We start from the raw sequence: 24,865 nt of genomic DNA, 5'->3' as shown, positions 1-24,865 counted from the left end.
CTGATCGTGGTGCAGCGAAACGGCTACATTGTTACGCTTTCAGGCGCTTCAAGCTCCTCTCCAGCCAGCTGTAACTGGTACATTTGCCAGTAGCGGCCTTGTTTTTCCAGCAGCTCGCGATGATGCCCTTGCTCAACGGCCTGCCCCCGATGCAGCACCAGAATGGTGTCGGCCTCGGTAATTGTAGACAGTCTGTGTGCGATCACCACCAGCGTGGTTTTTTTGCGAACGACCTGTAGCGCTTTCTGAATCGCCTGTTCCGTACCGGAATCGATGTTCGCCGTTGCTTCATCCAGGATGAGGATCTGAGGTGAGGCAACCAGTACCCTGGCCATTGCCAGAAGCTGCTTCTGTCCGACCGAAAGGTTATTCCCCTGCTCGCCCAGCCGGGTATAGATCCCATCGGATAAACTGCGCGCCAGCCCGGCAAGCTGTACCGTTTCCAGAGCCTGCCATACCGCCTCTTCGCTGATATCGCGGCCTAAGGTAATGTTGGCAAAAAAGGTATCGGCCAGTACCACCGGATCCTGCTGCACCATCGCCACACCCTGCCTTAACACGCCGTGACTGAGCGAAGAGAGCGGCCGGCCATCCAGACGAATTTCGCCTTGATTGATCGGATAGTAACCCATCATCAGATTGGCCAGCGTACTTTTCCCGCTGCCGGTATGTCCAACCAGCGCCACGAAGCTGCGGGAAGGCACGTGCAGATTGATATCGCTAAGCACATTGCGATCGTCGCGATAGGCAAAGCTCAAATTTTCAATCTCAATCTGCCCGGACGCCAGCGGCTTATTGTCGCGACCGTAGTGCTGACGAGGCGCATCCATGAGCTCAAAAATACGCTCACCTGCTACAACGGCCTGCTGTAACATCGACTGCTGCGTGGTTAATTCGATCAGCGGCTCATTAAGGCGGCCAAGATAATTAATAAATGCGTAGAGCACGCCAACTTCAAAGCTTCCGTTCGCGGAAAAGCCAAACAGCATCATTAATCCACAAAGGATCATTGCCGAAAACAGGCTGAGCAGCGGCCGCAATAAAAAGCCATCCAGCCGCAGCGTTTCCATTCGCGCCAGGTAGTGCGAACGGCTCGCCTCCCCCATTCGCTCCCCAAAGCGCGCCTGCTGGCGGAACTGTTGGATCACGCTCATGCCGTTAATCACTTCATTAAAACCATTGTTAATGTCGGCCAGGTAGCCCCGGACGCGACGCACAATCGGCGTGCTGTAACGCTGATAGATCAGCATTACGGTTAAGACGGCAGGGAAAATAGTGATTGCGACCAGCGCCATGCGCCAGTCCAGGCTAAACATGGCCACCAGCATGGCCCCAACAAGTGCGGCACTGCGTAAAACCGTCGCCACGACGGTCACATAGAGATCGCGAACAACTTCCGTATCGTTAGTCACGCGCGAGATAATTTGGCCTACCGGCTGAGTATCGAAGGCGCTAAGAGGCTGGCGTAACGCGGCATCCATCACATCCGTACGCAAGCGCTGGACGACGCCTACCGCGGCCTCGTTAAACAGGAGTGCCTGCCAGTAGTGCAACCCGGCAGCCAGAATCTGTAACAGGATAAAGCTCACGGCCAGACCGGTAACCAGCCCAATCGGCATCGTGTGTTTCGCGACCATGTTATCAATAAAGTAGCTGACCAACACCGGCCCCAGAACCTCAGCGGCCGCCGCAATCCACAGCAGCAATACCGCCAGACCCAGCGATTTCCGCCAGGGTGAGCCATAGCTCAGCAAACGTTTCAGCGTTGGCCAGAGTTGATTAAGATTCGCCATGAGGGACACCTTTCTCGATTTCGTCCTCGTCCAGCGCGGCTTCAAGCTGCTGATAACGATACATATCCTGATACCAGCCGCTTTGCCCGGCCAGGAGAGTATGTTGCCCACGCTGGGCGACGGTGCCGCTTTGCATCACAAGGATTTCACTGGCTTCCGTCAACGCCGACAGCCGGTGAGCGCTGATAATAATCGTTCTGCCCGCTCCCCATTTGCGTAAGTTATGCAGGATTTGATGTTCGGTGCGCCCATCGACCGCAGAAAGCGCATCATCAAGGATCAGAATTTCAGCATTGAGCAACAGCGCCCGGGCAATAGAGATACGCTGTTTTTGCCCGCCAGAAAGCATGACGCCGCGTTCTCCCACTTCGGTGTCATAGCCTTGCGGCAGGCGCAAAATATCGTCATGGACGTTCGCCAGTTTGGCCGCCTGCTCAATATCCTGTTGCGAGGCCGTCGGTCTTCCAAGCGCGATATTATTGGCGATGGTGTCAGAGAATAAAAACGGTGTCTGGCTGACCACGGCCAGTCGGCTACGCCAGCTGTCAAGCCGCAGCTGAGGAAGAGGAATGCCGTGATAGCGAATATCCCCCTGCGCGATATCAAAATGACGCTGGATCAGACTGAGCAAGGTACTTTTCCCCGAGCCTGTCGGACCACACAGTCCCAGCATCTGCCCGGGCTTAAGGTTAACATTGACATGGTGCAGCGAAGGCTGCTGCGCGCCTGGATAGCAAAACTCACGGATCGCGATTTGTAACTGCCCACGATCTTCCGGCAGCGTTTTCGTGCCGTCTGCCACAGCGGGTGACTCCGACAGCAGCGAGCGGATACGACTCCATGCCGCGCTGCCTCGTTCGACAATATTAAACATCCATGCCAGCGCAAGCATTGGCCAAATCATCAGTCCTAAATACATGACGAAGCTGGTCAACTGACCCAGCGTCATCTCATTGTGCCAGACCAGCCAGCTTCCACCGCCAATCGCCAGCAGATTCGACATGCCGATAGCGATATAAATCGTGGGGTCGAAGCGCGCGTCCACCCGCGCGACGCGGAGATTTTTCTGGCCGGTTTCACGAGCGATACCCGCAAACTGACTGGACTGATGATCCTCTAATCCAAAAGCCTTAATCATCCTGATGCTGGTCAGGCTTTCCTGAGTTTGATCGTTCAGGGAGGAAAAAGCCGCCTGAGCATGCTTGAAGCGATCGTGCAGCTGATCGCCATAGCGTTTAATCACTATGGCCATTACCGGCATCGGCAGCAGCGCCAGCAGCGTGAGTTGCCAGCTTATTTGTGTACTCATCACAATCAGAACAGCCAGCCCCATTACCAGCGAATCGACCAGGGTCAGTACGCCTTCCCCCGCGGCAAAAACGACGCGATCCACGTCATTGGTGGCACGGGCGATCAGATCCCCCGTCCGGTGACGCAAATAAAATTCCGGATGCTGGCGGCTTAGCTGACGGTAAAAATCCTGACGAAGCTCAACGGCCAGCTGATAAGATGCGCCAAAAAGCAGCACTCGCCAGACGTAGCGCAGCAGATAGACCACCACCGCAGTGATCAGCATAACGCCAACCCACATCAGCAGCCGCGAGGCACTCATATGCTGGTGAGAAATCCCATCGACAATAGTGCCGACGATTTTGGGCGGTAACAGCTGCAAAAGCGCGATGACCACCAGCAGGAAAACGGCCCCAAGATAGCGCCGCCATTCACGTAGAAAAAACCAGCTTAATTGACTAAACAGTCGCACAGTAAAACGTCCTGGTTAAGATTGAGCGAGGTTGACACAAACAGGCTCTATAACGGCAGCGCCGTTGTGTATTTTATCTCTTCCATAGCAAAGCTCGACGTAACGTCCAGTAAACCTAGAATGGCATTCACTAAACGCTTAGAGAAGGCGTCGTAGCTTTTCATATCGGCAACCCCGATCCGCAGAAGATAATCATATTCTCCGACCATGCGATAACATCCCATAACTTCTGGCATTGCATGAACGATCGCAACAAACTGCTGATACCCGCTGCTGTTATGCTGCTGGGCCTTGATTAGCATAAACGCAGTTAGCGGCAACGCCAGTTTTTCCGCGTCCAGTAACGCATCACGGGCGCGAATATAGCCTTCCTCTTCCCGTCTTTTCAAGCGTTTCCAGCACGGCGTGGTGGTTAAATGAACGGCATCCGCCAGTGCCTGAAGAGACAACGTACAGTCCAGTTGCAAAAGAGCCAGCAGCTTAGGTCAGTTTTATCTGTCACAGGGCTCTTCAGGAGAATGATTCTCTCTTAAGGTGCGATTTTACAGGTAAATGAGCAAACCTTTTTTCCTGTTTATGCCTTACCATTTTCAAATATTTAATGGAAGGAAACATGAGCCGCTGCTGGGATTGCCGTTTATTGCTGTTATGCCTTTTCGACTGCCAGACGAAAGAGCGAGCAGCTCGCTTTTCAGGGTGGCCTCGGTCATTTTGTTGAGGATGGCTCTCTGGCAAAGTGGGTGTCTCAACCGGTAGCGCTATCCCGACACTTATTATCATCGCGCCTGAGTTACAGAAAATATTGACGATCTGGCGTGCTGGCAGAAAATATTGGTCTAACCTCTGTCAGGGTTTATATCCGCCGTTCCAATAGCTGGGCTACCCTTCTTGCCCGGCAGGCAGTACCATACGGCGCAACAGTCAAATAAGGTATAAAGAATGAAACGTGCAGTAGTCGTTTTCAGCGGCGGCCAGGATTCAACAACCTGCCTGATTCAGGCATTAAAGCAGTATGACGAGGTGCATTGCATCACGTTTGATTACGGCCAGCGTCACCGCGCGGAAATTGATATTGCCGAACAGCTGTCGCGCTCTTTGGGTGCCCGTGCGCATAAAGTTCTGGATGTTACGTTGCTCAACGAGCTGGCCGTTAGCAGCCTGACGCGCGACAGCATCCCCGTTCCGGCTTACGATCCTGAAGCCAGCGGCCTCCCAAGTACTTTTGTGCCGGGACGCAATATTTTATTTCTAACCCTCGCTTCAATTTATGCCTACCAGGTCGACGCTGAAGCAGTGATTACCGGTGTTTGCGAAACCGACTTTTCGGGCTACCCGGACTGCCGCGACGAATTCGTAAAGGCACTCAATCATGCCATCGAACTGGGCACTGCTCGTCCGGTACGCTTTGAAACACCGCTGATGTGGCTGAACAAGGCCGAAACCTGGGCGCTCGCCGACTACTGGCAGCAGCTATCATTAGTACGTAACGACACGCTGACCTGCTACAACGGCATCAAGGGCGACGGCTGTGGCGAGTGCGCCGCCTGTCATCTGCGAGCGAATGGCCTGCGTGATTACCAGATAAATAGCGCTGCCGTTATGCAAGAAATGCAGCGTAAAACCGGCTTACGCTGACAGCATCTCCTCCATTCGCTGTTTTAGCTCTCCTGTCATCGGCTGCGCTTTTTGCGTGCGCAGATCGATGCAGACAAAGGTTAGCGTGGCGTCGGCAACCGCATCTCCGCCGGGAGCCAGCGTCACCGTTTGTCCAATCACCCCGCTCTTCTCTCCCAGTTGAAGCAGCTGACTGTGAATTTGCAGCAGATCGCCCATCCGTGCCGCGCGACGATAGTTGATGTTGATGTTGACCACCACAAAAGCGAGCTGATTCTCATTCAGCCACTGAAAGGACTCCAGCCTTTCAAGCCATGCCCAGCGGGCTTCTTCAAGAAATTCCAGATAGCGTGCATTGTTGACATGCTGATAGACATCAAGATGATAGCCGCGGACTTTGATCATGGTTTGCATCACGCACTCCTCTGAAAAAAAGAGGCCACACCAACTGGTATGACCTCTATCACCTTAGCAGCCGTCCCGCCTATCCGGCAGCGTGCAGCGTGTTAGTCGCGAGAAAGATCACAATTTAAGCCGTGAGACATTACGCTCTACCAACGCATTTCCCATGCCGGGAACCTCTTTCAGCTGATCCAACTGGGTAAAAGGCCCGTACTGTTCACGGTAGTTGATAATAGCCTGCGCTTTTTTCAGCCCAACGCCGTTCATCACTGCACTCAGTTGTTCCGCCGTTGCCTGATTGATACTGACAAGTTCATCCGCTGATGTCGGCTGTTCAGTGGCCTTTTGCCCGGTCACGCTGGTTGCTGGCTCGGTAGCCGTAACGGATTGCGCAGTAACTGACGGCACCATTGCCCCGGTGAGTAACGTAAAGCATAGCGCGGTGAGTAACCTGTTTTGCATGCTGCTTTCCTCCATGTGTTTGACAGCACGGTCAGCCTACCCCCACCGCGGCATCGGGACAAACAGCAGAAACCAGAAATGGAAAAGGCCGCATAAGCGGCCTTTGTTATTGCAAAACGTTGCAGTTTTTTTTGCGAGGCTTATTGGGCCTGTGCCGCTGCACCGTATTTGATTTTGCCTTCTTTACGCAGATTACTGAGCAAGGCTTCAAAGGCAATCTGCGCATTATTCTGCGTGATACCCTGAATCATGGCTTTCTTCTGCGCTTCCGGCATGGTGCCGCTGCGAACCTGCTCAAGCGCCAGCACGACCACATTGCCCTGACCATCTTCACTGACACCGTAAGACGGTTTGTCTTTCGCTGGCAGCGCCATGGTGAAGGCAGACTGCGTCAGTGCGTCCTGGCCATTGCGGGTCAGCGTTTTAGCATCGCTGAAGCTCAGCCCCGCCGCTTTCATCGCCTCTGCACCTTTGCCTGCTTTCAAATCGACCAGCAGTTTTTCTGCCTGAGCTTTTGCGGCGCTCTGCGCTTTTTCGGTCTTCAGCGACGCTTCGATCTGCGCTTTGACTTCAGCCAGTGGTTTCACCGCTTCAGGTTTATGACCGCTAATGCGCAGCACAAAGGCACGATCGCCGTCTACGGTAATAATGTCTGAGTTACTGCCCGGCGCGCCGTCTTCACCGACCAGACCGCCATTGAAGATCGCCTGTTCAACCGGCTTGAAATTCAGCTCGGCTGGGGGCGTATCATGGCTGAACCAGCCTGTCTCCACGGCTTTGACGCCAGCCACTTCTTCGGCCGTAGCGAGTGACTCATTGTCATTACTTGCCGCATCACTGACTTTTTGCTGCAGCTTATAATAAGCATCCAGCGCCTGCTCCTGCTTAACCTTCGCGGCAATGTCGTCATGCACCGCAGACAGCGGCTTAACCTGCTGAGCCTGAACGTCATCAAGTCGGGCAACAATGAAGCCAACGGAAGAAGGGATCACGCCAGAAAGTTCGCCTTTTTGCTTCAGGTTGGCGTTTTTCAGCTCATCCGGCGTGGTCGCCGGCTCCAGCCAGCCCATATCACCCCCGTTACGGGCAGAGATTGGATCGGTTGATTTCTCTTTTGCCAGCGCGGCAAAGTCACCGCCTTTTTTCAGCGCATCCAGTACCGACTGCGCATCGGCTTCGGTTTTCGTTTGAATGATGCTGAAGCGGCTACGCTGTGGCTGAGTGTAATCAGCCTGATGCTGATCGTACCAACTTTGAATATCGCTCTCGCTGGCGCTTTTTTGCATTGCCGCCGCATCCAGCTTGATATAGCTGACGCGGAACTGCTCCGGTGCCATAAAGTTGTTTTTATTCTGCTCGTAGTAGTTTTTAACGTCTTCGTCGCTAACGGTCTGTTTTGCTGCCAACGCCGCAACGTTGATCGTCGCTTCACGTACCAGACGTTCCTGCGACACCAGCGCGGCCAGCGACTCTGTCTCACCCGGCAGCATATAATCGGTGCCGGTAACGGCAGCAATTAGCTGTTGCGTGGTCAGCTGTTTACGCAGCGCCTGCGCATACTGATCGGCAGAAAGGCCCATGTTATTGATAATGGCCAGATATCTGGCGTTATCAAACTTGCCGTTAGTCTGGAATGCAGGCTGGTTAAAAATTGCCTGTTTGATCTGGTCATCACTGATAGCCAGCTTCAACTCTTTTGCGTACTGATCCAGAAGCTGCTCATCAACCAGCTGAGACAGCGCCTGCTGACGGATCTGCTGCATATAAGCAGGATTGCTGGCTAATTGAGAAAACTGTTCGCCCAGCATCTGCTGCTGGCGTGAACGTTCATTACTGAAAGCTCTTTCAAGCTGTGCGCGACTGATTTCCTGCCCGTTTACTTTAGCGGCGTAATCACCGTTGCCGCCGATCAGGTAGTTGCCCACCCCGGTCAAAATAAAGGACAGGATGATCAGACCCAGTATAATTTTGAGCACGACATGGTTCGACGCCGCGCGTAAATTGTCCATCATGGTGTGACAACACTCCGCTGTAGTATGAATGTAAACCCTTGCGCGTTCGTCCCAGCTTCCTGGGGACGCTCCACGCTGCTGCGTATCAGGCCGCTCGTGTTAATTGGTGCATAAAAAAAGGCACATCGTAATCCAGATGTGCCCGTATGGTACATGAGAACGTCAGGACAGTCCTCACTCCACCGAAGAAAATGCTGTGATCGCCCTTAATTAACGGCGTCTTTCAGCGCTTTACCGGCACGGAAGCCTGGTACTTTCCCCGCTGGAATCGTAATTTCTTTCCCGGTTTGTGGATTACGACCGGTACGCTCAGAACGTTCACGTACTGAGAAGGTGCCAAAACCAACCAGTGCTACTTCATCACCTGCTTTCAGTGAGTCAGAAACGGAGTCCATGAAAGCGTCTAACACACGTCCCGCTGCTGCTTTAGAAATATCAGCGTTAGCAGCGATTTTGTCGATCAACTGTGACTTATTCACTCAATCATCCCCTCATTATTATTTACTTCGCATCCGGGCTGGTGGCCCCTCTACGAGCACGCATCCGCTAGTTTAGCTTCTGCTGGTTAAGCCGAAGTCTCATTCAGCTTGTTCTGACCATCACTGGCTTAACAGCACCCTAAATTAGCGGGACAAAAAAAAGCTGGCAAGTGCGAATTTGCCTGCCAGCTCTGGATTTAGGGTGTTTTTGTCTTACATCACTATTTTGCGGTGGCAACCTGCATGCCGTATGGGGCATTTTGCAGAGCCAGCGTCAGCACTTCCTCGATGCGTTTCACCGGATGAATATCCAGATCGGCGATCACGTTGTCCGGAATTTCCTCCAGATCGCGCTTGTTTTCATCCGGGATCAGTACCGTTTTGATGCCACCACGGTGTGCCGCCAGCAGTTTTTCTTTCAGGCCGCCGATTGGCAGAACCTGACCGCGCAGCGTAATTTCACCCGTCATCGCTACATCTGCACGAACCGGATTGCCGGTCAGGCACGAAACCAGCGCGGTACACATCGCAATACCTGCACTCGGGCCATCCTTCGGCGTAGCGCCTTCCGGCACGTGAACGTGGATGTCGCGTTTTTCGTAGAAGTCGCCGTTAATACCCAGCTTCTCTGCACGTGCGCGCACCACGGTCAACGCGGCCTGGATAGATTCCTGCATCACCTCACCGAGTGAGCCGGTGTAGGTTAGTTTACCTTTACCCGGCACGCAGGCGGTTTCGATAGTCAGCAGGTCACCGCCAACTTCGGTCCATGCCAGACCCGTTACCTGGCCTACGCGGTTTTCACTTTCAGCACGGCCGTAGTCATAACGCTGTACGCCCAGGAAATCTTTCAGGTTGTCTGCGTTAATTTCAATGTGCTTAATGCTCTTGTCCATCAGCAGCATTTTAACCGCTTTACGGCAGAGTTTTGACAGTTCACGTTCAAGGCTACGTACACCGGCTTCGCGGGTGTAGTAACGAATGATGCTAACAATAGCGCTGTCATCAACCGTCAACTCGCTTTCTTTCAGGGCATTACGCTCAATTTGTTTAGACAGCAGATGCTGTTTAGCAATATTGAGTTTTTCATCTTCGGTATAGCCTGACAGACGAATCACTTCCATACGGTCCAGTAACGGCGCCGGGATGTTCATCGAGTTAGACGTTGCCACGAACATCACGTCGGAAAGATCGTAATCCACTTCCAGATAGTGATCGTTAAAGGCAATGTTCTGTTCCGGATCCAGCACTTCAAGCAGCGCCGAGGCCGGATCGCCGCGCATATCCGAAGACATTTTGTCGATTTCATCCAGCAGGAACAGCGGGTTTTTGACCCCCACCTTTGCCATTTTCTGAATCAACTTGCCCGGCATGGAACCGATGTAAGTACGACGGTGACCGCGGATTTCCGCTTCATCACGTACGCCACCCAGCGCCATACGGACATATTTGCGTCCGGTAGCTTTAGCAATAGACTGGCCCAGCGAGGTTTTACCTACGCCTGGAGGCCCGACCAGGCACAGGATCGGCCCCTTGATTTTGCTCACGCGGCTCTGTACGGCTAAATATTCCAGAATGCGGTCTTTGACGCGCTCAAGCCCGAAGTGATCGGTATCCAGCGTTTCCTGCGCCTTCACCAGGTCTTTCTTCACTTTGCTGCGGGCATTCCACGGAACCTGCACCATCCAGTCGATGTAGCCACGCACCACGGTTGCTTCCGCTGACATCGGCGACATCATTTTCAGTTTTTGCAGTTCGGCTTCGGTTTTTTCGCGCGCTTCTTTCGGCATTTTTGCCGCGTCGATTTTACGCTTCAGCGCTTCGTTTTCATCAGGCGCGTCGTCCATTTCGCCCAATTCTTTCTGAATCGCCTTCATCTGCTCGTTCAGATAATATTCGCGCTGGCTTTTTTCCATCTGTTTTTTAACGCGATTGCGAATGCGTTTCTCAACCTGCAACAGGTCAATTTCCGATTCCATCATCGCCATCAGATATTCCAGACGCTCGTTAACGTCTGACATTTCCAACACGGACTGCTTATCTGCCAGTTTCAACGGCATATGCGCAGCCACGGTATCCGCCAGGCGCGCCGCATCCTCAATGCTGTTAAGTGACGTCAGCACCTCAGGCGGGATTTTTTTGTTCAGTTTGATATAGCCTTCAAACTGATTAATCGCCGTACGCACCAGCACTTCCTGCTCGCGCTCGTCAATTTCCGGCGAAGCCAGATATTCGGCCTGGGCGGTAAAATGATCGCCATTATCCGCAAGCGTAGTGATATGTGCACGTTGCAGACCTTCTACCAGCACTTTTACCGTGCCGTCAGGCAGTTTAAGCATTTGCAGAATCGAGGCTACGGTCCCTACAGAGAAGAGATCGTTAATGCCAGGTTCATCCGTTGAAGCTTCTTTCTGAGCGACCAACATGATTTTTTTATCATGATCCATGGCGGCTTCAAGGCAGCGAATCGATTTCTCACGACCTACAAACAACGGAATTACCATGTGCGGATAAACCACTACGTCACGCAACGGCAACACAGGGATTTCAATGCGTTCAGAACGCTCAGGATTCATAGAGCTCTCTCTTAGTTTAATTTCCGCCAGGGTGATGGGAACCACAACAGTCAACTAAAGTGCAGTTTTACCCACAGGTAGTTGAGTATATGGGGATGAATACGGGACATTCAACGCTATGTGAGCGAGAAATGCAAAAGGGGGAAAAATTTCCCCCTTCAGGCGCTAAACAGTTGGAATGGTGTGGTTATTTATTCACCAGACGCCTGCTGAGCCTCAGGCCTGAGAAAGACCAGCTCGGGTTCGGCGTGGCCAGCGATAACCGCATCATCAACGATCACTTTTTCCACTTCATCCATGGAAGGCAGATCGTACATGGTGTTCAGCAGGGCGGCCTCCACAATTGAGCGCAGACCGCGCGCGCCGGTGTTGCGGGACATCGCTTTTTTGGCGATCGCCTTCAGCGCTTCTTCGCGGAACTCCAGCTCCACGCCTTCGAGATTAAACAGCGCCTGATACTGTTTGGTCAGCGCGTTTTTCGGCTCTCTGAGGATCTGGATCAGCGCATCTTCGCTCAGCTCGGTCAGCGTGGCAACCACCGGCAGACGGCCGATAAATTCCGGGATCAGACCAAACTTGATCAGATCGAACGGCTCAACCTGCGCCAGCAGCTCGCCTTCAGTCGCTTTTTCCGCCTTGCCTTTTACCGTTGCGCCAAAGCCAATCCCGCTGCCGGAATCAACGCGCTGCGAAATGACCTTATCCAGACCGGCAAACGCACCGCCGCAGATAAAGAGGATTTTTGAGGTATCAACCTGCAAAAACTCCTGCTGCGGATGCTTACGCCCGCCCTGCGGCGGAACGGCGGCAACCGTGCCCTCAATCAGCTTCAGCAGCGCCTGCTGCACGCCCTCGCCCGACACGTCACGGGTGATAGACGGGTTATCTGACTTGCGGGAAATCTTATCGATTTCATCAATATAGACAATGCCGCGCTGCGCTTTCTGCACGTCATAATCACATTTTTGCAGCAGCTTCTGAATGATGTTTTCGACATCTTCACCCACGTAACCGGCTTCGGTCAGCGTGGTGGCATCGGCCATGGTAAACGGCACGTCCAGCAGGCGGGCCAGCGTTTCTGCCAGCAGGGTCTTACCGCTACCGGTCGGACCGATCAGCAGGATGTTACTTTTGCCCAGCTCCACGCCGTTGCTGCTGTCGCCGTTACGCAGGCGCTTGTAGTGGTTATAAACCGCCACCGAGAGCACTTTTTTGGCTCTTTCCTGCCCGATAACATAATCGTCAAGATGCTCGCGGATTTCATGCGGCGTCGGCAGCGAACTGCGCTCACGATGCGGCATCACTTCTTTGATCTCTTCGCGGATGATGTCGTTACATAAATCAACGCACTCATCGCAGATGTACACTGACGGGCCGGCAATCAGCTTACGCACTTCATGCTGGCTTTTGCCGCAAAAAGAGCAGTACAGCAGCTTCCCTGAACCGTCTTTGCGCTTGTCTGTCATCAGTTAACCTCATGCCTTTTCTACGGCCTTTACAGGCTGACTTAATTTAAGTGAACAGATTCTAATATAGCCCATTTTGACACTATTTTGTCAGTCGGAAAGGACAGTGTTCTGACCGCCAGCGCACGGTGGCCGGGCATCCTCAGCCAAAAGCGATAAAACGGCAGCGGAGCGATTGCGGCCTCTTGTTTGACTAACACGCTGTTTTGGATGCAAAACCGCTTTCCGAATCGGTGTTGATTTAGCTGTTGAATGGATTATGCTAAACTTCATTACTTATACAGCCCGTATCCGATGGAGTCTAAAGATGTCTCAGGAGCCAAAGAAAGAAAACGGCCAGGATGAGAAAAGCTCACTAGCCCTTAATAAACTGCTGCAAGCCCGCTCAGTCATTATCTCAGGTGAGATCGACCAGGCGCTGGCGGAAAAAGTCACGGCTCAGCTGCTGATTTTGCAGGAGATGGGTGACGAGCCGATCAAGCTGTTTATCAACAGTCAGGGCGGTCACGTCGAAGCAGGCGATACCATCCACGACATGATTAAATTCGTGAAGCCAAGAGTGCAGGTTATCGGTACTGGTTGGGTCGCAAGCGCCGGTATTACTATCTTCCTCGCGGCTGACAAAGAAGATCGTTACGCGCTGCCAAATACACGCTTTATGATCCACCAGCCGCTGGGCGGCGTCCGCGGTAAAGTTTCAGATATTGAAATTGAAGCGAACGAGCTGCTTCGTGCTCGCGACCGCATCAATAAGCTGATCAGCAAAGCAACCGGCCAGCCGCTGGAAAAGGTTGAGCAGGATACCGACAGCAACTACTGGATGAGCCCGCAGCAGGCTATTGAGTATGGTATCGCCAGCCACCTGATTACTCACTGGGATGAGCTGAAAGGCTAAGCAGCCCTTTCACTGCTTCCTTAAAAGGTCCGCTTATGCGGGCCTTTTTTATTGTCGGTCTACTTTACGCCGGGCAAAAAAAAGAGAGCCATTTGGCTCTCTTTTCGTCCAACGATAAATTTATTCGCCGGAGGCCTGCTGCGCTTCACCTTTGCCATAAATCATCATCGGCTCAGATTCGCCCGCGATAACGGAATCATCAATAACGACTTTTTCCACATCATCCATGGAAGGCAGATCGTACATGGTGTTCAGCAGGGCAGCCTCCACGATTGAGCGCAGACCGCGCGCGCCGGTATTGCGGGACATCGCTTTTTTGGCGATCGCCTTCAGCGCTTCCTCACGGAACTCCAGCTCCACGCCTTCGAGGTTAAACAGCGCCTGATACTGTTTGGTCAGCGCGTTTTTCGGCTCTCTCAGGATCTGGATCAGCGCGTCTTCGCTCAGCTCGGTCAGCGTGGCAACTACCGGCAGACGGCCGATAAATTCCGGGATCAGACCAAACTTGATCAAATCTTCCGGCTCAACCTGCGCCAGCAGCTCGCCTTCAGTCGCTTTTTCCGCCTTGCCTTTTACCGTTGCGCCAAAGCCAATCCCGCTGCCGGAATCAACGCGCTGCGAAATGACCTTATCCAGGCCGGCAAACGCCCCGCCGCAGATAAAGAGGATTTTTGAGGTATCAACCTGCAAAAACTCCTGCTGCGGATGCTTACGCCCGCCCTGCGGCGGAACGGCGGCAACCGTGCCCTCAATCAGCTTCAGCAGCGCCTGCTGCACGCCCTCGCCCGACACGTCACGGGTGATAGACGGGTTGTCTGACTTGCGGGAAATCTTGTCGATTTCATCAATATAGACAATGCCGCGCTGCGCTTTCTGCACGTCATAATCACATTTTTGCAGCAGCTTCTGAATGATGTTTTCGACATCTTCACCCACGTAACCGGCTTCGGTCAGCGTGGTGGCATCGGCCATGGTAAACGGCACGTCCAGCAGGCGGGCCAGCGTTTCTGCCAGCAGGGTCTTACCGCTGCCGGTCGGACCGATCAACAGGATGTTACTTTTGCCCAGCTCCACGCCGTTGCTGGTATCGCCGTTACGCAGGCGTTTGTAGTGGTTATAAACCGCTACAGCCAGCACTTTTTTGGCTCTTTCCTGCCCGATAACGTAATCGTCAAGGTGCTCGCGGATTTCATGTGGCGTCGGCAGCGCGCTGCGCTCACGGTGTGGCGCAACTTCTTTGATCTCTTCGCGAATGATGTCGTTACATAAATCGACACACTCATCGCAGACATATACTGACGGGCCGGCAATCAGCTTACGAACTTCATGCTGGCTTTTGCCGCAAAAAGAACAGTACAGCAGTTTTCCTGAACCGTCTTTGCGCTTATCTGTCATTAACTTGCCCCTCTTATGCACTAACGCGCGTGCGGCGCGTCTGCCTGAATCTTATCGGCAGCAGTATTCGTCATTACGGCCTGTCAGCCGCGCTGGCTCAGCACGGAATCGACTAAACCATATTCCACTGCTTCACTGGCAGACATGAAACGATCTCGCTGAGTATCACGCTCAATGGTTTCAACGGTCTGACCGGTGTGTTTAGCCATCAGGTCGTTCATCAAATGTTTGGTTTTGATAATTTCACGCGCGTGAATATCAATGTCAGATGCCTGGCCCTGGAAACCGCCCAGCGGCTGGTGGATCATCACGCGTGAATGCGGCAAGCAGTAACGCTTACCTTTGGCGCCCGCGGTCAACAGGAATGAGCCCATTGAACAAGCCTGGCCCATACAAATGGTGCTGACATCGGGTTTGATAAATTGCATGGTATCGTAAATCGACATACCAGCGGTAATCACGCCACCAGGAGAGTTGATATACAGGTGAATATCTTTTTCCGGGTTCTCGGCTTCCAGAAACAGCATCTGCGCGACGATCAGGTTCGCCATGTGGTCCTCAACCTGGCCGGTCAGGAAGATGATGCGTTCCTTCAGCAGGCGGGAAAAAATGTCGTAAGAACGCTCTCCGCGAGAGGTTTGTTCGACCACCATCGGCACTAAAGCCATGTGAGGTGCTGTTTGTTCACGTTCGCCACTGTATGACATTACCGTCTCCTGGATAAATTTCATTTGGCAACACTCTGTACCAATTCTACTTGAGAGCGTCCCGGAACACTATGTTCCCCACATTGTTCCCCCGAAATCCTTCGGGAGTCATCAAGTCTCACTATTACAATCATGTCTATCTGGGGATTCAGCCCCGCTAATTCAAGCATAACAACGTTTTTCGGCCGCTGCTAACCAGGAAAAACAGCTTAGTCGATAATTTGCCGTTTTAATGAGCGAATAAGCGCCATATTGCTGTTCAGGACGACAGATAAAATAAAAAAGCCCGCAGTCATGACGACCGCGGGCTTTTATTTATCCAGTAAAATCAGACGATCAGGCCGTTTGGGTCTGGTTCATCAGTTCCTGGAAGTTCGTTTCTTTTTCGGTAACTTTGGCTTTTTCCAGAACGGCTTCAACAGCCTGTTCTTCCAGAGCAACGTTACGCATGTTGTTCATCAGCTCGTTGTTCTTGCTGTAGAACTCGATCACTTCAGACGGATCTTCGTAGGCAGAAGCCATTTCTTCGATCAGTGCTTTAACGCGATCTTCATCTGCTTTCAGTTCGTGAGTGCGGATAACTTCACCCAGCAGCAGACCAACAACAACGCGGCGCTTAGCCTGCTCTTCGAACAGCTCACGTGGCAGTTCCAGAGCCTGCTGCTCGTTGCCGCCAAAACGCTGTGCTGCCTGACGCTTCAGCACATCGATTTCGCCGTCAATCAGCGCAGCGGGCACGTCGATTTCATTCGCGCTCACCAGACCGTCGATAGCCTGAGTCTTCACACGGTTACGCACGGCGCCTTTCAGCTCGCGCTCCATGTTTTTACGCACTTCGGTACGCAGACCCGCTACAGAGCCATCTTCCACGCCGAAACGTTTGATGAACTCTTCAGTGAACTCTGGCAGCTCGCGCTCTTCAACTTTCTTCAGCACGATTTCAAACTTCGCCGCTTTCCCTTTCAGGTTTTCAGCGTGGTAATCTTCCGGGAAGTTGACGTCGATGGTGAAGGTTTCGCCCGCTTTGTGGCCAACAACACCTTCTTCAAAGCCTGGGATCATACGACCCTGGCCCATCGCCAGTACGAAGTCAGAAGCTTTGCCGCCTTCAAACTCTTCACCGTCTACAGAACCGTTGAAGTCGATAGTTGCGCGGTCTTCCGCTTCCGCTGCACGATCGGTTTCTTTCCAGGTGGCCTGCTGCTTACGCAGCGTGTCCAGCATGGCGTCAACGTCTTCGTCAGTCACGGTTACAACCGGTTTTTCAACTTCGATTGCGTCCAGACCTTTCAGCTCAACTTCCGGGTACACTTCAAACTCAACGGAGTAAGTGAAGTCTTCACCGGTTTTGTATTCGCCTGGCACGTAGTCTGGTGCGCCAGCCGGATTGATTTTCTCTTTGATGATCGCGTCAACAAAGTTGCGCTGCATCAGTTCGCCCAGCACGTCCTGGCGAACAGACGCACCGTAACGCTGTGCAACGACAGTCATCGGCACTTTCCCTTTGCGGAAACCGTCGATACGCACCTTTTTAGATACGTTGACCAGCTCTTTCTTCACCGCGTTTTCGATCACATCTTTATCAACGGTAATCGTAACGCGACGGCCCAGGCCCTGAGTTGTTTCTACTGAAACTTGCATCTTATTACCTCAAAAAATCACGTGCTCGGTCAACTTCAGCCCCAGCCTGCTTTATAAAAAAACAGGGCTGGGACTAAGAACCGGGACGGCTTCTGATGTCAGAACCGCGATCCCTGTTGCCAGAAGCGTCCCGAAGACATTCCGGAAAAAATAGACGCAGCATTATAGCGGCAACGGCAAAGCGAGTCGAGGCTACACCGCCCCACCATTTCGTTAACTTTGTTCAATTTGTGGCCTGAGCGAGGTAAAAATTGCAGGCAGTGCGTTTTTTTCAATCAAAAACAACAAAGCGGCCCGCGGGCCGCCTTGTACTAAATTGTCAATTCAGGCTAGCGTACCGGCACCGCGACAGTTTGGTGAGGCTGGCACCGTGTCCTGCAACCCCGCCCATTCTTTTTCGGTGTAAGTATGCAATGCCAGCGCGTGGACACTTCCAGCCAGTTCGTCGGTCAGTTCGCTATAAATAGCGCGATGACGCTGCAAAAAACGCTGATTAAGGAAGCTGTCGCTGACGATCACCACTTTAAAGTGGCTTTCCGCCCCCGCAGGAACATTATGACGGTAGCTTTCGTCATGAACCTCCAGATGCATGGGTGTAAACGCCGTTCTTAACTTTTCTTCTATTTGTTCGCGGATCATCACTCCACTCCTCTACGATCGAGAGCTGCGCCCCATCCCTTTAAATATTAGCCGGATTTTTCTCCTTTCCGACCAGCCTGACTAAAAATATCTGCCGTTCAGGCGCGCTACTGTGCATTTTCCTGAACACCCCTGCAACCCGGGGGCAATAAAAAGGTCAAATCACGGGGAAACGAAACGCGTTAAGAAATCGCAAGGCGATGAATTTACGCGCTATCAGGGCTTCCTCCCGGCACTGACGATGTTATGATGACGGCAGTCATGTCTGCGCTACTTCCTTTGTTATCGAGAAACTAAGCATGTTAAAAAAAATAATTTTTCCTCTGCTGGCCATTTTCATGCTGGCTGGCTGTGCAAGTAACAGCAATACACTTAACGTCTCACCTGCCATCAAGTTACCGCAGCAGGATCCGGGACTCACCGGTATTACCATCAGCATCAATGGTGCCGATCAGCGTACCGATCAGGCTCTGGCAAAAGTAAACCGCGATGGACAACTGGTCACGCTAACCCCTTCCCGTGATTTACGTTTTCTGTTGCAGGAAGTGCTTGAGAAGCAGATGGGCGCTCGTGGCTACATGATTGGGCCTAACGGTGCTGTTGATTTGCAGATCGTCGTGAATAATCTTTACGCTGATGTGACTCAGGGCAACGTGCGTTACAGCATCACGACGAAAGCCGATATCTCGATCATCGCGACGGCCAAAAACGGCAGCAAGCAGGTTAAGAACTATCGCCAGACTTACAGTGTTGAAGGTGCATTCAATGCCACCAACGCCAAAATCACCAATGCCGTTAACTCAACGCTTAGCGACGTGATTTCGGATATGGCGCAGGACACCAGCGTGCACGAGTTTATCAAGCAAAACGCCCGTTAATCTGACTTTGCCCGCTGCTGGCGGGCAATGTTTTAAGGTTTGTATGCCCAGTCACTATCTGCAAATTTTCACCCAACGTAATGCCGCCCTCCTGCTCGTTCTCGGCTTTGCTTCCGGCCTGCCTCTTGCTCTGACGTCCGGTACGTTACAAGCCTGGATGGCCGTTGAGAACGTCGATATCAAGACCATTGGTTTTTTCTCGCTGGTTGGCCAGGCCTACGTCTTTAAATTTCTCTGGTCGCCGCTGATGGACCGCTATACGCCGCCTTTTTTAGGACGTCGCCGCGGCTGGCTGCTGGTGACTCAACTGCTGTTGATCGTTGGCATCGCGCTAATGGGGTTTATGCAGCCCTCACGCGATTTAACGCTGCTCGCTTCCCTGGCGGTGCTGATCGCCTTCTGTTCCGCTTCACAGGATATCGTTTTTGATGCGTGGAAGACCGACATTCTTGCGCCTGAAGAACGCGGCAGCGGCGCGGCAATCAGCGTGCTGGGCTATCGACTGGCAATGCTGGTGTCCGGTGGACTCGCGCTGTGGCTGGCCGATCGCTACGTCGGCTGGCAGGCGATCTGGTGGGTAATGGCGGCGATGATGGTGCCTGCTGTTCTGGCAACGCTGATGGCAAAAGAACCCGTCGATGCGGTAGTGCAGCCGCGAACGCTGGAAGAAGCGGTGATTGCGCCCTTAAAAGACTTTTTTACCCGCAACAACGCCTGGCTAATCCTTTCTCTTATCGTTCTTTATAAACTCGGTGATGCCTTTGCCGCCAGCCTGACGACGATCTTTTTGATTCGTGGCGTAGGTTTTGATGCCGGCGATGTCGGTCTGGTGAATAAAACGCTGGGCTTGCTGGCAACGATTGTCGGTGCGCTTTATGGCGGCATGCTGATGCAGCGCCTGAGCCTGTACCGGGCGCTGATGCTGTTTGGTATTTTGCAGGGCGCATCGAATATCGCCTACTGGCTGCTGTCGGTGACCGATAAGCATTTATACAGCATGGCAGCTGCCGTCTTCGTCGAAAACCTGTGTGGCGGCATGGGCACGGCAGCGTTTGTTGCGTTACTGATGACGCTATGCAACAAATCGTTCTCGGCCACGCAGTTTGCTCTCCTCTCTGCGTTGTCGGCGGTAGGCCGTGTTTATGTCGGGCCGGTAGCAGGATGGTTTGTGGAGAGCTGGGGCTGGCCGACCTTTTACGCCTTTTCAGTCGTGGCGGCGCTGCCGGGGCTGGTTTTGCTGGCAGGATGCAAAACAACGCTGGAGCGAGCGCAAAGTGGCGCAGAGTTTTCTGTACGCAGTCGTTTTACCTCGGGCTACCGCTGGGCCTTGAGAACATTGAAAACAGGTGCGCTACTTGTCGCCATCGGCCTAATCCTGTTGGCGGTAAGAGCAACCGGCCTGCTCGATACGGGAAGCGCTATTACGCTGTTGCTACAAAGCGGCACGATGCTGGCCGTAGCAGGCATTGTTTGCGGCAGTCTGCTGGACTTCATGGCGATGCGTAAATCGCATTTGTCGTAACTTTCATGCTGGCATCCTTTAACCTGTGTGATGCCAGCCCCCCCCTCCTCAAGCGTTGCAGCCTAATCATTAGCATGCCAACTATAACTAAATGAATAGTGTGACAAAGCTCACATAAAAGCCCTTTTGCGTACATTAAATATGCAAAGATGGGGGGCGATAACTTTTACGTTGCAGCGGCAAATCACAGGGTGGCATTGCGTAAAAATTCAGCGCTAATCATTAGCAATGTTGCTAACCAAAAGCGAAATCACACTGTCCGAACAGTCCTGCCAGAAAAAATCACTAACAGTAACGCAACAATAACGCTTCTTTTTCGACTTAAAACGGCCCGCGGGCGCGCGTTAAATCGCCGTTTCTTAACAATTCCATTTGCCAGTTATTTGCCTTAATCCGTTATTTCTTAAAAGAGCGCCGTCTTTACATTTACAATTTGGGCATGATAAATAAATCATCACTCATGTAATTTGTCTGTTTTACATATCTCAAATGATGCAAATATGTTAAATATTTGAGTACCAATCTGGCTGTTTATAGCGCCCACGATTTTTACAGGGGTTTTACCATCTGTTTTTGTTATATTGCCACCAAAGCCTTGCTACCATTCATATTTTGTCACCCCCTGCAACATACGGCGCAATGTTTGCAAAAGGTGTCAACAGCCCGCTGACACAAGCTGTTGCTGGTTTACAGTACTGAAACCTTCCCGTAAAATGCCGCCACACTTAAACGACAATAGAGCCCTTGTCATTGAGGTCGTTAAATGAGACTCAGGAAATACAATAAAAGTTTGGGGATTTTGTCATTAATCGCAGGCACTGTATTGTTAAGTGGCTGTGATAGTGCATTGTTAAATCCCAAAGGACAGATTGCACTGGAGCAACGTTCGCTGATACTGACAGCCTTTGGCTTGATGATGATCGTCGTTATCCCGGCAGTCTTGATGGCAGTGATATTCGCCTGGAAATATCGGGCATCGAATACCAATGCAAAATACAGCCCTAACTGGTCACACTCGAACAAAGTGGAAGCCGTTGTCTGGACTGTACCCATCTTGATTATCATCTTCCTTGGCGTACTGACGTGGAAATCAACCCACGCGCTGGAACCAAGTAAACCGATCGCGTCTACCGAGAAACCGGTAGTTATCGATGTGGTTGCACTGGACTGGAAATGGCTGTTTATCTACCCGGAACAGGGTATTGCAACGGTTAACCAGATCGCGTTCCCTGCGAACCGACCTGTCAGTTTTCATATCACCTCTAATTCCGTTATGAACTCCTTCTTCATTCCTACCCTCGGTAGCCAGATTTACGCTATGGCGGGCATGCAGACCAAACTGCATCTGATTGCGAATGAACCAGGCACCTTTGACGGTATCTCCTCTAACTTCAGTGGTCGCGGCTTCTCCGGTATGAAGTTCAAAGCGATTGCCACCCCCGATCAGGCATCATTCGATCAGTGGGTAGCAAAAGCGAAAGAGTCTTCTAATACGCTGATGACGATGGATGATTTCGATAAACTGGCTGCGCCAAGCGAAAACCATCCCGTTGAGTTCTTCTCAACCGCTAATCCTGATTTGTTCAAGCAAGTTATTGGCAAATTCAAGATGAACCACGGGAACATGAACATGCCTGAACACGAAGGTATGGACATGAGCGAAGCCTCTCACGCGGGAGCCGAGGAATAATACGATGTTGGGAAAATTAACCCTTGATGCTGTTCCGTACCACGAGCCGATTATCGTGGTTACGGTTGCCGCCATCATTCTTGGTGGTCTGGCTGTTGCTGGAGCAATCACTTACTTCGGTAAGTGGCAATATCTGTGGTCTGAATGGCTGACGTCAGTCGACCACAAAAAACTGGGTATCATGTATATCATCGTGGCTTTCGTCATGTTACTGCGCGGCTTTGCTGATGCGGTGATGATGCGTAGCCAACAGGTGCTGGCTTCGGCCGGTGAAGCCGGGTTCCTGCCGCCCCATCACTACGACCAGATCTTCACCGCGCACGGCGTGATCATGATCTTCTTCGTAGCGATGCCGTTTGTTATCGGTCTGATGAACATTGCTGTTCCGTTGCAGATCGGTGCACGCGACGTGGCCTTCCCGTTCCTGAACAACCTGAGCTTCTGGTTCACGGCTGTCGGTGTGGTACTGGTTAACCTGTCACTGGGTGTGGGCGAATTCGCACAGACCGGCTGGCTGGCTTACCCACCACTTTCCGGCGCGGAATACAGTCCGGGGGTCGGCGTTGACTACTGGATATGGAGTCTGCAGCTGTCGGGGATTGGTACGACATTAACAGGTATTAACTTCTTCGTTACTATCCTGAGAATGCGTGCGCCAGGCATGACCATGTTCAAAATGCCGGTGTTCACCTGGGCTTCTCTCTGTACTAACGTACTGATTATTGTCTCATTCCCGGTTCTTACCGTTACGCTTGCGTTGCTGACCCTGGATCGTTATCTGGGCTTCCATTTCTTTACTAACGATATGGGCGGCAACATGATGATGTACGTGAACCTGATTTGGGTTTGGGGACATCCGGAAGTGTACATCCTGGTTCTGCCGGTCTTCGGGGTCTTCTCCGAAGTGGTCGCGACCTTCTCGAAAAAACGCCTGTTCGGTTACACCTCACTGGTTTGGGCAACGGTGGTCATTACCATCCTGTCCTTTATCGTGTGGCTGCACCACTTCTTCACCATGGGCGCAGGTGCGAACGTTAACGCCTTCTTCGGTATCATGACGATGATTATCGCGATCCCGACCGGTGTTAAGATCTTCAACTGGCTGTTCACCATGTATCAGGGTCGCATTCAGATGCACTCTGCCATGCTGTGGACCGTAGGCTTCCTGGTCACCTTCTCTGTGGGTGGTATGACCGGTGTTCTGCTGGCGGTGCCGGGTGCGGACTTCGTTCTGCACAACAGTCTGTTCCTGATCGCTCACTTCCATAACGTTATTATTGGTGGTGTGGTGTTCGGTTGCTTTGCTGGCGTGACCTACTGGTTCCCGAAAGCGTTCGGCTTCTGCCTGAACGAAAAATGGGGTATCCGTGCATTCTGGTTCTGGATTATTGGCTTCTTCGTTGCCTTTATGCCGCTGTATGCGCTGGGCTTCATGGGAATGACCCGTCGTCTGAGCCAGAACATCGATCCACAGTTCCACCCTCTGCTGGTTGTTGCGGCATTCGGTGCTGCGCTGATCGCTTGTGGCGTACTGTGCCAGCTTACTCAGTTCTGGGTATCTGTCCGTGACCGTGAGCAGCTGCGCGACGTGACTGGCGATCCATGGGGCGGCCGTACGCTGGAGTGGGCAACTTCTTCACCACCACCGTTCTACAACTTTGCTGAAGTGCCTGTTATCCACGAGCGTGATGCGTTCTGGGAAATGAAGGAAAAAGGCGAAGCGTATAAGCGCCCTGCTCGCTATGAAGAGATCCACATGCCGAAAAACAGCGGCGCGGGTCTGATCATCGGTGCATTCAGCATGGTGTTTGGTTTCGCAGCTATCTGGCACATCTGGTGGCTGGCTGGTCTGTCGTTCCTCGGTATGATCCTTACCTGGATCATCAAGAGCTTTGACGAAGACGTTGATTATTACGTTCCCGTTGCCGAGATCGAAAAAATCGAGAATCAGCACTTTGACGAAATTAGCAAAGCAGGTCTGAAAAATGTCAACTGAAACTCTGACTAAACACCACGACGACGCCCATGCGGAGCATGGGCATCACGATGCAGGAGCCAATAAACTCTTTGGCTTCTGGATCTACCTGATGAGCGACTGCATTATCTTCGCAACGCTGTTTGCGACCTATGCAGTAATGGTCAACAGCACCGCTGGTGGCCCGGCAGGGAAAGACATCTTTGAGTTACCGTTTGTTCTGGTTGAGACAGCGCTGCTGTTATTCAGCTCTATCACTTACGGTTTCGCTGTTATCAGCATGGAAAAAGGCAGCAAGTCCGCAGTACTGGGCTGGCTGGCACTGACTTTCCTGTTCGGTCTCGGCTTTATCGGGATGGAAATCTATGAATTCCACCATCTGATTACAGAAGGCTTCGGTCCTCAGCGCAGCGGTTTCCTGTCAGCATTCTTCACGCTGGTTGGTACCCACGGCCTGCACGTGACTTCTGGTTTGATCTGGATGCTGGTGCTGATGTATCAGGTTGCTACTAAAGGCCTGACCGCGACCAACCATACTCGCGTACTGTGCCTGAGCATGTTCTGGCACTTCCTGGACGTGGTTTGGATCTGCGTGTTCACTATCGTTTACCTGCTGGGGGCCATGTAATGAGTAAGACATTAAGCGATCATGGTACCTCTCACGGTAACGTGAAGACTTATATGACCGGCTTTATTCTGTCGATCATACTGACTGCGATTCCTTTCTGGATGGTCATGAGCGGCAGTGCGTCTAAGTCGACCATTCTGGGTGTGGTTGTGGTGACGGCGGTCATTCAGGTGCTGGTGCATCTGTATTACTTCCTGCACCTCAGCACCTCTACCGATCAACGTTGGAACCTGGTGGCAATTGTGTTCTCTGCAGTTGTCATACTGATTGTTGTTGTAGGCTCTATATGGATTATGTGGAATCTCAATTACAACATGATGGTCCATTAA

General features: G+C 52.3%; 21 protein-coding genes. 8 read left to right on the top strand and 13 right to left on the bottom strand.

The genetic code is table 11. From position 1 onward, the window contains the following. Positions 1 to 23: 23 nt before the first annotated feature. From AAGQ96_RS05395 to AAGQ96_RS05385, 3 genes are read right to left on the bottom strand one after another with little or no spacing between them, the layout of a single operon-like run. The gene (locus AAGQ96_RS05395; protein WP_342755025.1) at positions 24 to 1,793 is read right to left on the bottom strand and encodes a SmdB family multidrug efflux ABC transporter permease/ATP-binding protein; all 1,770 of its coding nucleotides are present in this window, start codon (positions 1,791 to 1,793) and stop codon (positions 24 to 26) included. Further along, a complete protein-coding gene (locus AAGQ96_RS05390; RefSeq protein WP_342755024.1) occupies positions 1,780 to 3,555 on the bottom strand; it encodes a SmdA family multidrug ABC transporter permease/ATP-binding protein in 1,776 nt (591 codons plus the stop codon). The genes AAGQ96_RS05395 and AAGQ96_RS05390 overlap by 14 nt, the downstream gene beginning before the upstream one ends. 47 nt (positions 3,556 to 3,602) lie before the next feature. Then, the gene (locus AAGQ96_RS05385) at positions 3,603 to 4,004 is read right to left on the bottom strand and encodes an Lrp/AsnC family transcriptional regulator (RefSeq protein ID WP_342755023.1); all 402 of its coding nucleotides are present in this window, start codon (positions 4,002 to 4,004) and stop codon (positions 3,603 to 3,605) included. Positions 4,005 to 4,494: 490 nt separating this feature from the next. Between AAGQ96_RS05385 and queC the strand changes: the two genes are divergently transcribed. Beyond that, the gene (gene queC, locus AAGQ96_RS05380) at positions 4,495 to 5,190 is read left to right on the top strand and encodes a 7-cyano-7-deazaguanine synthase QueC (protein ID WP_147195812.1); all 696 of its coding nucleotides are present in this window, start codon (positions 4,495 to 4,497) and stop codon (positions 5,188 to 5,190) included. On the opposite strand, the gene AAGQ96_RS05375 is transcribed toward queC, so the two are convergent. The 6 genes from AAGQ96_RS05375 to clpX (AAGQ96_RS05350) form a co-directional block, all read right to left on the bottom strand. Beyond that, a complete protein-coding gene (locus AAGQ96_RS05375; protein WP_342755022.1) occupies positions 5,182 to 5,583 on the bottom strand; it encodes a YbgC/FadM family acyl-CoA thioesterase in 402 nt (133 codons plus the stop codon). The two genes, queC and AAGQ96_RS05375, sit on opposite strands and share 9 nt — an antisense overlap. Positions 5,584 to 5,691: 108 nt before the next feature. Beyond that, entirely contained in the window at positions 5,692 to 6,033 is a 342-nt protein-coding gene (locus AAGQ96_RS05370; protein WP_254446310.1) for a helix-hairpin-helix domain-containing protein, read from the bottom strand. Between the two features lie 140 nt (positions 6,034 to 6,173). Next, positions 6,174 to 8,045 (bottom strand): peptidylprolyl isomerase, encoded by a 1,872-nt coding sequence (gene ppiD / locus AAGQ96_RS05365; protein ID WP_342755021.1) that lies wholly within the window; start codon positions 8,043 to 8,045, stop codon positions 6,174 to 6,176. A 206-nt stretch (positions 8,046 to 8,251) separates the two neighbouring features. Continuing rightward, on the bottom strand, positions 8,252 to 8,524 hold the full coding sequence (gene hupB, locus AAGQ96_RS05360; RefSeq protein ID WP_147195806.1) for a nucleoid-associated protein HU-beta: 273 nt from the start codon (positions 8,522 to 8,524) through the stop codon (positions 8,252 to 8,254). A 221-nt stretch (positions 8,525 to 8,745) separates the two neighbouring features. Then, positions 8,746 to 11,100 (bottom strand): endopeptidase La, encoded by a 2,355-nt coding sequence (gene lon / locus AAGQ96_RS05355; RefSeq protein WP_147195804.1) that lies wholly within the window; start codon positions 11,098 to 11,100, stop codon positions 8,746 to 8,748. 191 nt (positions 11,101 to 11,291) lie between these two features. Then, entirely contained in the window at positions 11,292 to 12,566 is a 1,275-nt protein-coding gene (clpX, locus tag AAGQ96_RS05350; RefSeq protein ID WP_342755020.1) for an ATP-dependent protease ATP-binding subunit ClpX, read from the bottom strand. A 307-nt stretch (positions 12,567 to 12,873) separates the two neighbouring features. On the opposite strand from clpX (AAGQ96_RS05350), the gene AAGQ96_RS05345 reads away from it, so the two are divergent. Beyond that, positions 12,874 to 13,461 (top strand): ATP-dependent Clp protease proteolytic subunit, encoded by a 588-nt coding sequence (locus AAGQ96_RS05345; RefSeq protein ID WP_147195799.1) that lies wholly within the window; start codon positions 12,874 to 12,876, stop codon positions 13,459 to 13,461. A 120-nt stretch (positions 13,462 to 13,581) separates the two neighbouring features. Here the strand turns inward: AAGQ96_RS05345 and clpX (AAGQ96_RS05340) are convergent, their stop codons facing one another. The 4 genes from clpX (AAGQ96_RS05340) to bolA form a co-directional block, all read right to left on the bottom strand. Then, the gene (gene clpX, locus AAGQ96_RS05340; RefSeq protein WP_147195797.1) at positions 13,582 to 14,856 is read right to left on the bottom strand and encodes an ATP-dependent protease ATP-binding subunit ClpX; all 1,275 of its coding nucleotides are present in this window, start codon (positions 14,854 to 14,856) and stop codon (positions 13,582 to 13,584) included. A gap of 83 nt (positions 14,857 to 14,939) precedes the next feature. Beyond that, a complete protein-coding gene (gene clpP, locus AAGQ96_RS05335) occupies positions 14,940 to 15,563 on the bottom strand; it encodes an ATP-dependent Clp endopeptidase proteolytic subunit ClpP (protein WP_147195795.1) in 624 nt (207 codons plus the stop codon). Positions 15,564 to 15,899: 336 nt separating this feature from the next. Beyond that, complete coding sequence (gene tig / locus AAGQ96_RS05330; RefSeq protein WP_147195793.1) at positions 15,900 to 17,204, bottom strand: trigger factor; 1,305 nt, start codon at positions 17,202 to 17,204, stop codon at positions 15,900 to 15,902. Between the two features lie 324 nt (positions 17,205 to 17,528). Continuing rightward, positions 17,529 to 17,843 carry a transcriptional regulator BolA gene (gene bolA, locus AAGQ96_RS05325; protein WP_147195791.1) on the bottom strand — a complete coding sequence of 105 codons (315 nt, stop codon included), beginning with the start codon at positions 17,841 to 17,843 and terminating at the stop codon, positions 17,529 to 17,531. Positions 17,844 to 18,142: 299 nt separating this feature from the next. On the opposite strand from bolA, the gene AAGQ96_RS05320 reads away from it, so the two are divergent. The 6 genes from AAGQ96_RS05320 (at position 18,143) to AAGQ96_RS05295 (ending at position 24,865) form a co-directional block, all read left to right on the top strand. Next, positions 18,143 to 18,721 carry a lipoprotein gene (locus AAGQ96_RS05320; RefSeq protein ID WP_147195789.1) on the top strand — a complete coding sequence of 193 codons (579 nt, stop codon included), beginning with the start codon at positions 18,143 to 18,145 and terminating at the stop codon, positions 18,719 to 18,721. Positions 18,722 to 18,764: 43 nt separating this feature from the next. After that, positions 18,765 to 20,243 carry a muropeptide MFS transporter AmpG gene (gene ampG / locus AAGQ96_RS05315; protein WP_342755019.1) on the top strand — a complete coding sequence of 493 codons (1,479 nt, stop codon included), beginning with the start codon at positions 18,765 to 18,767 and terminating at the stop codon, positions 20,241 to 20,243. Between the two features lie 763 nt (positions 20,244 to 21,006). Then, positions 21,007 to 21,933, top strand: a complete 927-nt coding sequence (gene cyoA, locus AAGQ96_RS05310; RefSeq protein ID WP_147195785.1) for a cytochrome o ubiquinol oxidase subunit II — start codon at positions 21,007 to 21,009, stop codon at positions 21,931 to 21,933. Positions 21,934 to 21,937: 4 nt separating this feature from the next. Next, positions 21,938 to 23,929 carry a cytochrome o ubiquinol oxidase subunit I gene (gene cyoB / locus AAGQ96_RS05305; RefSeq protein ID WP_147195783.1) on the top strand — a complete coding sequence of 664 codons (1,992 nt, stop codon included), beginning with the start codon at positions 21,938 to 21,940 and terminating at the stop codon, positions 23,927 to 23,929. Further along, positions 23,919 to 24,536 carry a cytochrome o ubiquinol oxidase subunit III gene (locus AAGQ96_RS05300; RefSeq protein ID WP_147195781.1) on the top strand — a complete coding sequence of 206 codons (618 nt, stop codon included), beginning with the start codon at positions 23,919 to 23,921 and terminating at the stop codon, positions 24,534 to 24,536. Before cyoB ends, AAGQ96_RS05300 begins: the two co-directional genes overlap by 11 nt. Further along, positions 24,536 to 24,865, top strand: a complete 330-nt coding sequence (locus tag AAGQ96_RS05295; protein ID WP_147195779.1) for a cytochrome o ubiquinol oxidase subunit IV — start codon at positions 24,536 to 24,538, stop codon at positions 24,863 to 24,865. Before AAGQ96_RS05300 ends, AAGQ96_RS05295 begins: the two co-directional genes overlap by 1 nt.

It is taken from the genome of Pantoea sp. MBD-2R, assembly GCF_039134845.1.
Taxonomy (GTDB): domain Bacteria; phylum Pseudomonadota; class Gammaproteobacteria; order Enterobacterales; family Enterobacteriaceae; genus Erwinia.
This window is presented reverse-complemented; position numbering and strand designations above follow the sequence as displayed.

Bases quoted from the DNA above. Each gene is read 5' to 3' on its own strand.
- AAGQ96_RS05395 (WP_342755025.1), bottom strand. From the start codon at position 1,793: ATGGCGAATCTTAATCAACTCTGGCCAACGCTGAAACGTTTGCTGAGC.
- queC (WP_147195812.1), top strand. From the start codon at position 4,495: ATGAAACGTGCAGTAGTCGTTTTCAGCGGCGGCCAGGATTCAACAACC.
- AAGQ96_RS05375 (WP_342755022.1), bottom strand. From the start codon at position 5,583: ATGCAAACCATGATCAAAGTCCGCGGCTATCATCTTGATGTCTATCAG.
- AAGQ96_RS05370 (WP_254446310.1), bottom strand. From the start codon at position 6,033: ATGCAAAACAGGTTACTCACCGCGCTATGCTTTACGTTACTCACCGGG.
- ppiD (WP_342755021.1), bottom strand. From the start codon at position 8,045: ATGATGGACAATTTACGCGCGGCGTCGAACCATGTCGTGCTCAAAATT.
- lon (WP_147195804.1), bottom strand. From the start codon at position 11,100: ATGAATCCTGAGCGTTCTGAACGCATTGAAATCCCTGTGTTGCCGTTG.
- clpX (WP_342755020.1), bottom strand. From the start codon at position 12,566: ATGACAGACAAGCGCAAAGACGGTTCAGGGAAGCTGCTGTACTGCTCT.
- AAGQ96_RS05345 (WP_147195799.1), top strand. From the start codon at position 12,874: ATGTCTCAGGAGCCAAAGAAAGAAAACGGCCAGGATGAGAAAAGCTCA.
- clpX (WP_147195797.1), bottom strand. From the start codon at position 14,856: ATGACAGATAAGCGCAAAGACGGTTCAGGAAAACTGCTGTACTGTTCT.
- clpP (WP_147195795.1), bottom strand. From the start codon at position 15,563: ATGTCATACAGTGGCGAACGTGAACAAACAGCACCTCACATGGCTTTA.
- tig (WP_147195793.1), bottom strand. From the start codon at position 17,204: ATGCAAGTTTCAGTAGAAACAACTCAGGGCCTGGGCCGTCGCGTTACG.
- bolA (WP_147195791.1), bottom strand. From the start codon at position 17,843: ATGATCCGCGAACAAATAGAAGAAAAGTTAAGAACGGCGTTTACACCC.
- AAGQ96_RS05320 (WP_147195789.1), top strand. From the start codon at position 18,143: ATGTTAAAAAAAATAATTTTTCCTCTGCTGGCCATTTTCATGCTGGCT.
- ampG (WP_342755019.1), top strand. From the start codon at position 18,765: ATGCCCAGTCACTATCTGCAAATTTTCACCCAACGTAATGCCGCCCTC.
- cyoA (WP_147195785.1), top strand. From the start codon at position 21,007: ATGAGACTCAGGAAATACAATAAAAGTTTGGGGATTTTGTCATTAATC.
- cyoB (WP_147195783.1), top strand. From the start codon at position 21,938: ATGTTGGGAAAATTAACCCTTGATGCTGTTCCGTACCACGAGCCGATT.
- AAGQ96_RS05300 (WP_147195781.1), top strand. From the start codon at position 23,919: ATGTCAACTGAAACTCTGACTAAACACCACGACGACGCCCATGCGGAG.
- AAGQ96_RS05295 (WP_147195779.1), top strand. From the start codon at position 24,536: ATGAGTAAGACATTAAGCGATCATGGTACCTCTCACGGTAACGTGAAG.